At 73.0% G+C, this 6,818-nt stretch carries 6 protein-coding genes; 1 reads left to right on the plus strand and 5 read right to left on the minus strand.

What is annotated here, in order from left to right; translation table 11 throughout:
• Positions 1-2 precede the first annotated feature (2 nt).
• The 5 genes from HG542_RS36000 to HG542_RS31655 all read right to left on the minus strand — a co-directional run bounded on the left by HG542_RS36000 (position 3) and on the right by HG542_RS31655 (position 5,064).
• Positions 3-1,271: a (2Fe-2S)-binding protein gene (locus HG542_RS36000; protein ID WP_171087573.1), complete on the minus strand. Its 1,269-nt coding sequence runs from the start codon at positions 1,269-1,271 to the stop codon at positions 3-5.
• On the minus strand, positions 1,268-2,176 hold the full coding sequence (locus HG542_RS31640) for an FAD binding domain-containing protein (protein ID WP_171087575.1): 909 nt from the start codon (positions 2,174-2,176) through the stop codon (positions 1,268-1,270). The genes HG542_RS36000 and HG542_RS31640 overlap by 4 nt, the downstream gene beginning before the upstream one ends.
• A gap of 274 nt (positions 2,177-2,450) precedes the next feature.
• Positions 2,451-4,055 carry a beta-N-acetylhexosaminidase gene (locus HG542_RS31645; RefSeq protein WP_171087577.1) on the minus strand — a complete coding sequence of 535 codons (1,605 nt, stop codon included), beginning with the start codon at positions 4,053-4,055 and terminating at the stop codon, positions 2,451-2,453.
• A gap of 58 nt (positions 4,056-4,113) precedes the next feature.
• Positions 4,114-4,407, minus strand: a complete 294-nt coding sequence (locus HG542_RS31650) for a DUF3039 domain-containing protein (protein ID WP_171087579.1) — start codon at positions 4,405-4,407, stop codon at positions 4,114-4,116.
• A gap of 30 nt (positions 4,408-4,437) precedes the next feature.
• Complete coding sequence (locus HG542_RS31655; protein WP_171087581.1) at positions 4,438-5,064, minus strand: YqgE/AlgH family protein; 627 nt, start codon at positions 5,062-5,064, stop codon at positions 4,438-4,440.
• A gap of 251 nt (positions 5,065-5,315) precedes the next feature.
• On the opposite strand from HG542_RS31655, the gene murA reads away from it, so the two are divergent.
• A complete protein-coding gene (murA, locus tag HG542_RS31660; protein WP_171087582.1) occupies positions 5,316-6,656 on the plus strand; it encodes a UDP-N-acetylglucosamine 1-carboxyvinyltransferase in 1,341 nt (446 codons plus the stop codon).
• The last annotated feature ends 162 nt before the right edge of the window (positions 6,657-6,818 follow it).

Consider the following 6,818-nt stretch of genomic DNA (forward strand, 5'->3'; position numbering starts at 1 on the left):
GCTCATGCCGTTGCCCTTCCGCTGCCGCCGTTGTGGAGGCCCGCCTGGTGCGGGATGCGTGCCGTCTCGGTCTCCGGTTGCTGCGCCTCGTCGTGCGCGGCGGCCGTCTCGGCGCGCTCGTCGGCCACTTGGCGCACCGCTTCCAGGACGCCCCGGTAACCGGAGCAGCGGCACAGGTTGCCGCAGATCGCCTGCCGGGTCTCCAGCTCGGTCGGGGCGTGGTTGCCCTCGAGCAGGTCGTGCACGGTCATGGCCAGTCCGGGCACGCAGAACCCGCACTGCACGGCGCCGCATTCGACCAGGGCCCGCTGGACGTCGGACGGCTGTCCGTCGACGGTCAGGCCCTCGACGGTGCGGACGTCCGAACCGGCGGTCGTCGCGGCCGGGACCAGGCAGGAGACGACGAGCCGGCCGTCGACCTGGACCGAGCATGCGCCGCACTCGCCCTGCGAGCAGCCGTCCTTGGCGCCCGCGAGGCCGAGCCGCTCGCGCAGGACGTAGAGCAGGGACTCCCCGATCCAGGAGTCGGTCACGGGGCGGTCGATGCCGTTGACGTTCAGGACGTAGGAGACGCGGGGGTGTTCGTCGTGCGGCTCGGCTTCCGGTTCTGCTTCCGGTTCCGGTTCCGCTACTGCTTCCGTTTCCCCGGAGGCACCGGGAGCGGGCCCCTGGGCCGCTTCGGGGGCGGGGGCAGGGGCGGGCTCCGGTGCGGGTTCGGGGGCTCCGGCCTCGTCCTCGGTCCGCTGCTCGTCCGCCGGCTCCACCGGCACGGCGGCCGGCTCGGGCGCAGGCTCGGGCTCCGGGGCCGGCGCGGCCGTCCACGTCTCGGCCCGGTGATCACCTGTACCGGTGATGTCCCCCGGCGCGGCGGCGCGGTCGCGCACGGGGTACTCGCCGGACTCCTCCACCGAGTCGTCCCCGGCGGCGGGGACGGACCACTGGCCCGTGTCGCCCTCCGTGGTGAACGACATGGTCCACTCCTGCGTGGCCTGCGGGTCCGCGGGGTTGCCGGTGCCGTTGGCCCGGACGTCCCACTCGCCCGTGGCCGCGGGGGCGGCGTACGGGTCGGGCCACGTCACCGTCGGTGCGGGTGCGGGCGCGGGTGCAGGGGTGCCCGGGGCCGCGAGCGGGCCCCAGCCGCCGGACGTGCCCGGCTGTGCGAGGAGTTCGGGCGGCAGCTGGACGAACGTCGTGCCGTCCGCCTCCAGCCCCGCGCCCTGAGGGATCGGCTGCCAGCCGCCCTCGGTGTGTCGCTGCTGTTCGTCACTCACGCGAGTGCCCTCCCCAGTGCTCGGCGGGCCAGAGTCGCCACCGTACGACGGAGATGCAGCACCGCCGGCGGCAGGGTACCCGGCCCGTCGCCGGTCGGGGCGGCGGAATGCCCGGGTACGGGGTCGGGGATGCAGGCGGCGGCCACATACTCGCCGAAGGCGGCGAGCGCCTCGGGTGCGAGGGTGCGGTCGCCGTCCCAGTCGATGAGCGAGGACACCCAGTGCTCGGTGTCGAACGGCCGCAGCGGCATGGGCGCGACGGCGCCCACCGCGCAGCGCACGCTGCGCCGGGCCGGGTCGAGGACGACCGCGACGGAGGCGGTGGCGCGGCCCGGGCCGGTGCGGCCGGTGGCCTTGAGGAAGACCTGGGGGGCGTGCAGCAGCGGTACGCGGACGTAGCCGATGAGTTCACCCGGCCGCAGCATGTCGAGGCCGGCGAGCATCCGGCCGACCGGCACCTCGCGGCGTCCGCCGCCGGGGCCCGCGATGACGAGCGAGGCCTCCAGGGCGGCGAGCACGGGCAGGGCGTCGCCGGTCGGCGCGGCGGAGGCGATGTTGCCGCCGAGGGTGCCGGCGTTGCGGATCTGCGGCGGGCCCGCGGTGCGGGCGGCGGCGGCGAGGGCGGGGATGAGGGCCGCGAAGTCGGGTCGGCCCATGCGGGCGTGGGTGAGACCGGCACCGAGCAGGGCCGCGCCGTCCTGGTACTGCCAGCCGCGGATCTCGCTGATCCGGCCGAGGCCGACGAGTCCGGCGGGGCGCAGCAGTCCCGAGTTGACGGCGGCCATCAGATCGGTGCCGCCCGCGACGGGCACGGCTGTGGGCATGGCGGCGAGCGCCGCCACTGCCTCGTCGAGCGTGCCCGGCAACGTCACGGTGTGCGCCGCCTGCGGTGCGTGCGTGGTCAACCCACCTGCCCCTTCCCCGGAGGTCCCGACTGTGCCGCCAGGTCTCGCCGTACGGTACGTGCTGCCGGCCCGGACGTGGCAACTCTGGCACATCTTCGGAGGTCGCCGTCGCGAGGGTCCGCGAACCGCCGGGCCGGCCCCGGGCGGAGGCCGGCTCCTCTGCGCACTGTGGGCGTATTGCCATGTTTCGGGGATCCTTGTACGACTTACGGCGGTGTGTGAAGGACCACGGTGCCAGGGGCGCGTCGCACGGACCGTCACCTTCCGCCGTGGCTCACACGATCGGGGGCGGGCCCTCGATCGGGCGTCCGAGCACACCCGGACGGCGCTGCCACGGCCGCGGGCCGCCGGGCGGCCGGTAGTCCACGCCGAGCGCACCGAGCCGGGCGTAGTGCGCGGTCATCCGGCGTTCGAACCCGGCCCAGTCGCGCTCCGCGGGCGCGGGCAGCGCGGACCACACGGTCTCGGCGAAGGCGGCGAGCCGGGGGAACGCCTGGTAGTCCACGCGCTGCTGGGTCTCCGTCACCTCCGTCCACAGGTTGGCCTGGGCGCCGAGGACATGTGCGGCGGCGGGAGTTCCGGCGAGCTGCGGGGGGACGGGCTCGAAGCGGTAGACGTCCTCCAGGGTGCGGACGTAGCCGATGGGGACGGGCTCGCCGGGGCCGTCCGCCTGCCGGTGGTCGAGGTAGACCTGCTGCTCGGGGCACATGATGACGTCATGTCCGGCTGCCGCGGCGGCGATTCCGCCGGCGTATCCGCGCCAGGAGGAGACGGTCGCCCCCTCGGCCAGGCCGCCTTCCAGGATCTCGTCCCAGCCGACGAGCCGCCGCCCGCGCGCGGCGAGCCAGCGGTCGAAGTGCCGGATGAACCAGCTCTGCAACTCGTCCTCACCGGCCAGGCCCTCCGCGGCGATCCGGGCCTGGGCGGCCGGAGATGCCTTCCACTGGTCCTTCGGGCACTCGTCGCCGCCGATGTGGACGAAGGGGGAGGGGAAGAGGGCGAGGACCTCGGTGAGGACGTTCTCGTAGAAGGCGAGGACGGTGTCGGTGGGGGCGAGGACGTTCGGGTTGATGCCCCAGGTGTCCCAGACCGTCAGGGACGCGGTGTCGACGACGTCGGCGTTGCCGAGTTCCGGGTACGCGGCGATGGCGGCCTGCGAGTGGCCGGGGAGGTCGATCTCGGGGACGACGGTGATGTGCCGCTCTGCCGCGTACGCGACGATCTCGCGGATGTCGTCATGCGTGTAGTACCCGCCGTGCGGGCGCTCGTCCCACAGCGGCGACGCGCGGTGCCCGAGCTTGCTGCGCGCCCGCCAGGCGCCGACCTCGGTCAGCTTCGGGTAGCGCTCGATCTCGATCCGCCAGCCCTGATCGTCCGTCAGGTGCAGATGCAGGACGTTGAGCTTGTGGGCGGCGAGCAGGTCGAGGTAACGGAGGACGCCGTCCTTGGGCATGAAGTGCCGGGCGACGTCGAGGAGCAGGCCGCGCCAGGCGAAGCGCGGGGCGTCCTCGACGACGGTGAGCGGCACCGTCCACTGCCGGTCCGGGCGCAGCGGGGCGCGGCGGAAGGCGTCGGGGCCGAGGAGCTGGCGAAAGGTCTGGGCGGCCCAGAAGACACCGGCGGGGCTGCCGCCGGCCATGTCGACTGTGTCGTCGTCGATGACGAGGCGGTATGCCTCGGGGGCGAGGGAGGGGTCGACCCGGAGGACGATGCCGTTGCCCTTGCCGGGGGCCAGGGGGAGACCGGTGGCTGCGCCGACGGTGGTGCGCAGCCAGCGGGCGACGTCCTCGGTGCCGGGGTGGGCGTCGATGCGGGTGTCGGCACCGAGGGCGCGATGGCCGGTGGAGCGGACGTGGTGCGGGGCCGGGATGAGGTCCATGGGGGGATCCTGCCCCGGCCCCGGAAGCGGGGCGGGCTGATTTCAGCCCGTCCGGCGCCTACTTCTTGTCCCCGCCCTTGCCCTTGTCCTTGTCGCCGCCCGCAGGACCCAGGCCCTCGAAGATCTCCTTGCACATCGGGCACACCGGGTACTTCTTCGGGTCGCGCCCGGGCACCCAGACCTTGCCGCAGAGGGCCACGACCGGGGAGCCGGAGAGCGCGCTCTCCATGATCTTGTCCTTCTGGACGTAATGGGCGTAGCGCTCGTGGTCGCCGTCGCCGTGCGACACCTGCGGCGTCGGCTCTACGAGGGTGCCGGTACCTGCCCCGCGCTCGGGCTCGAGAGTGCTCATGGTCCCCAAGGGTACTGGGGCCGGGCGCCGTCAGTTCAGGCTCGGGTCGTCCGGATAGGTGGCGACCATCGCGAGTTCGTTCCGCTGGCGGCGCAGCACGGCGCGCCACAGGTGCCGGGGGTCGGGCGAGGAGACGTCGCCGGGCTCGGACTCCACCACGTACCAGGCGCCCTCGACCAGCTCGTCCTCCAGCTGCCCGGGGCCCCACCCGGCGTATCCGGCGAAGATCCGCAGCGAGCCGAGGACCGTGGCCAGCAGCTCCGGCGGGGCCTCCAGGTCGACGAGGCCGATCGCGCCGTGCACCCGGCGCCAGCCGAGCGGGCCGTCGTCGGAGGTGTCCTCCCCGCGGAGTCCGGGGCCGGGCCGGGCGCCCCGCTCCCCCGCCTCGTGCGCCTCGCCCGGCACGACGGCCACGCCGAGGGCGGAGTCCAGCGAGACCGGGCCGCCCTGGAAGACCACGCCCGGCTCACCGGCCAGGCCGGCCCAGTGCTCCAGGATGTCGCCCACGCCGACCGGGGTCGGCCGGTTGAGGATCACGCCGAGGGAACCCTCCTCGTCATGGTCGAGCAGCAGCACCACGGCGCGGTCGAAGTTCGGGTCCGAGAGCGCCGGTGTCGCAACAAGCAGTCGCCCTGTGAGCGAGGACACCTCGGTCATGGCCACATGATCCCGCATTTGCGGCCCGGACGGGGAGTGGACTGCGAGGACGGACAGGGAGCGACGAGGGGCGTACGAGAGCAGCCACCGCGCAGAGCGACCGGTGATAACCGGTAGCTACCATTCCATAAACACAGCGTGTTGTTGCAAATCCATGACGTACGCAAAAGCCCCTTCAGGCGGCAGTGTGGCCCTCCGGTCGCATTACCCTTTCTTCTTGCCCCCTGCCCAACTCCAGGAACGCGAGATCCATGACCGGCCCTGACGATGTCCTGCTTGTCCACGGCGGTACCCCGCTCGAGGGCGAGATCCGTGTCCGCGGTGCGAAGAACCTCGTGCCGAAGGCCATGGTCGCCGCGCTGCTCGGCAGCGGTCCCAGCCGGCTGCGCAACGTGCCCGACATCCGCGACGTCCGCGTCGTCCGCGGCCTGCTGCAGCTGCACGGTGTGACCGTCCGCCCCGGCGACGAGCCCGGCGAGCTGGTCATGGACCCGTCCCGCGTGGAGAGCGCCAACGTCGCCGACATCGACGCCCACGCCGGCTCCTCGCGCATCCCGATCCTCTTCTGCGGCCCGCTGCTGCACCGCCTCGGCCACGCCTTCATCCCGGGCCTGGGCGGCTGCGACATCGGCGGCCGGCCCATCGACTTCCACTTCGAGGTGCTGCGCCAGTTCGGCGCCGTCATCGAGAAGCGCGAGGGCGGGCAGTACCTGGAGGCCCCGCAGCGGCTGCGCGGCACCAAGATCCACCTGCCGTACCCGTCGGTCGGCGCGACCGAGCAGGTGCTGCTGACGGCCGTGCTGGCCGAGGGCGTCACCGTGCTGTCGAACGCGGCCGTGGAGCCGGAGATCGAGGACCTCATCTGCGTGCTGCAGAAGATGGGCGCGATCATCTCCATGGACACCGACCGCACCATCCGCATCACCGGTGTCGACTCGCTCGGCGGCTACAACCACCGCGCCCTCCCGGACCGCCTGGAGGCAGCCTCCTGGGCGTCGGCGGCGCTGGCCACCAAGGGCAACATCTACGTCCGCGGCGCCCAGCAGCGCTCGATGATGACCTTCCTCAACACCTTCCGGAAGGTCGGCGGCGCGTTCGAGGTCGACGACGAGGGCATCCGCTTCTGGCACCCGGGCGGTTCGCTCAACGCCATAGCGCTGGAGACCGACGTCCACCCCGGCTTCCAGACCGACTGGCAGCAGCCGCTGGTCGTGGCGCTCACCCAGGCCTCCGGCCTGTCGATCGTCCACGAGACGGTCTACGAGTCCCGCCTCGGCTTCACCTCCGCGCTGAACCAGATGGGCGCCCACATCCAGCTCTACCGCGAGTGCCTGGGCGGCTCCGCCTGCCGCTTCGGCCAGCGCAACTTCCTGCACTCGGCGGTCGTCTCCGGCCCGACCAAGCTGCAGGGTGCCGACCTGGTCATCCCCGACCTCCGCGGCGGCTTCTCGTACCTCATCGCCGCCCTGGCGGCCGACGGCACGTCCCGCGTCCACGGCATCGACCTGATCAACCGCGGCTACGAGAACTTCATGGAGAAGCTCAAGGACCTGGGGGCCCACGTCGAGCTCCCCGGCGGCGCAGCCGCCTGACGCGTCTGACGACGCGTAAGACGCTGGAGGCCCGTACCGGTCCGGTACGGGCCTCTTCGTGTCCCAGGCGGGCCGACAGGGCCTCAGGAAGGCCGAAAGGGTGGTCACCCCGGCCGGGGTGACCACCCTTCAGTGCTGAGCAGTGCTCACAAAGGCCTTACT

Source organism: Streptomyces morookaense, assembly GCF_013030945.1.
Lineage (GTDB): Bacteria > Actinomycetota > Actinomycetes > Streptomycetales > Streptomycetaceae > Streptomyces > Streptomyces morookaensis.

Coding starts and splice junctions, on each gene's coding strand:
- murA (WP_171087582.1), top strand. CDS start 5,316: ATGACCGGCCCTGACGATGTCCTGCTTGTCCACGGCGGTACCCCGCTC.
- HG542_RS31645 (WP_171087577.1), bottom strand. CDS start 4,055: ATGGACCTCATCCCGGCCCCGCACCACGTCCGCTCCACCGGCCATCGC.
- HG542_RS31655 (WP_171087581.1), bottom strand. CDS start 5,064: ATGACCGAGGTGTCCTCGCTCACAGGGCGACTGCTTGTTGCGACACCG.
- HG542_RS31650 (WP_171087579.1), bottom strand. CDS start 4,407: ATGAGCACTCTCGAGCCCGAGCGCGGGGCAGGTACCGGCACCCTCGTA.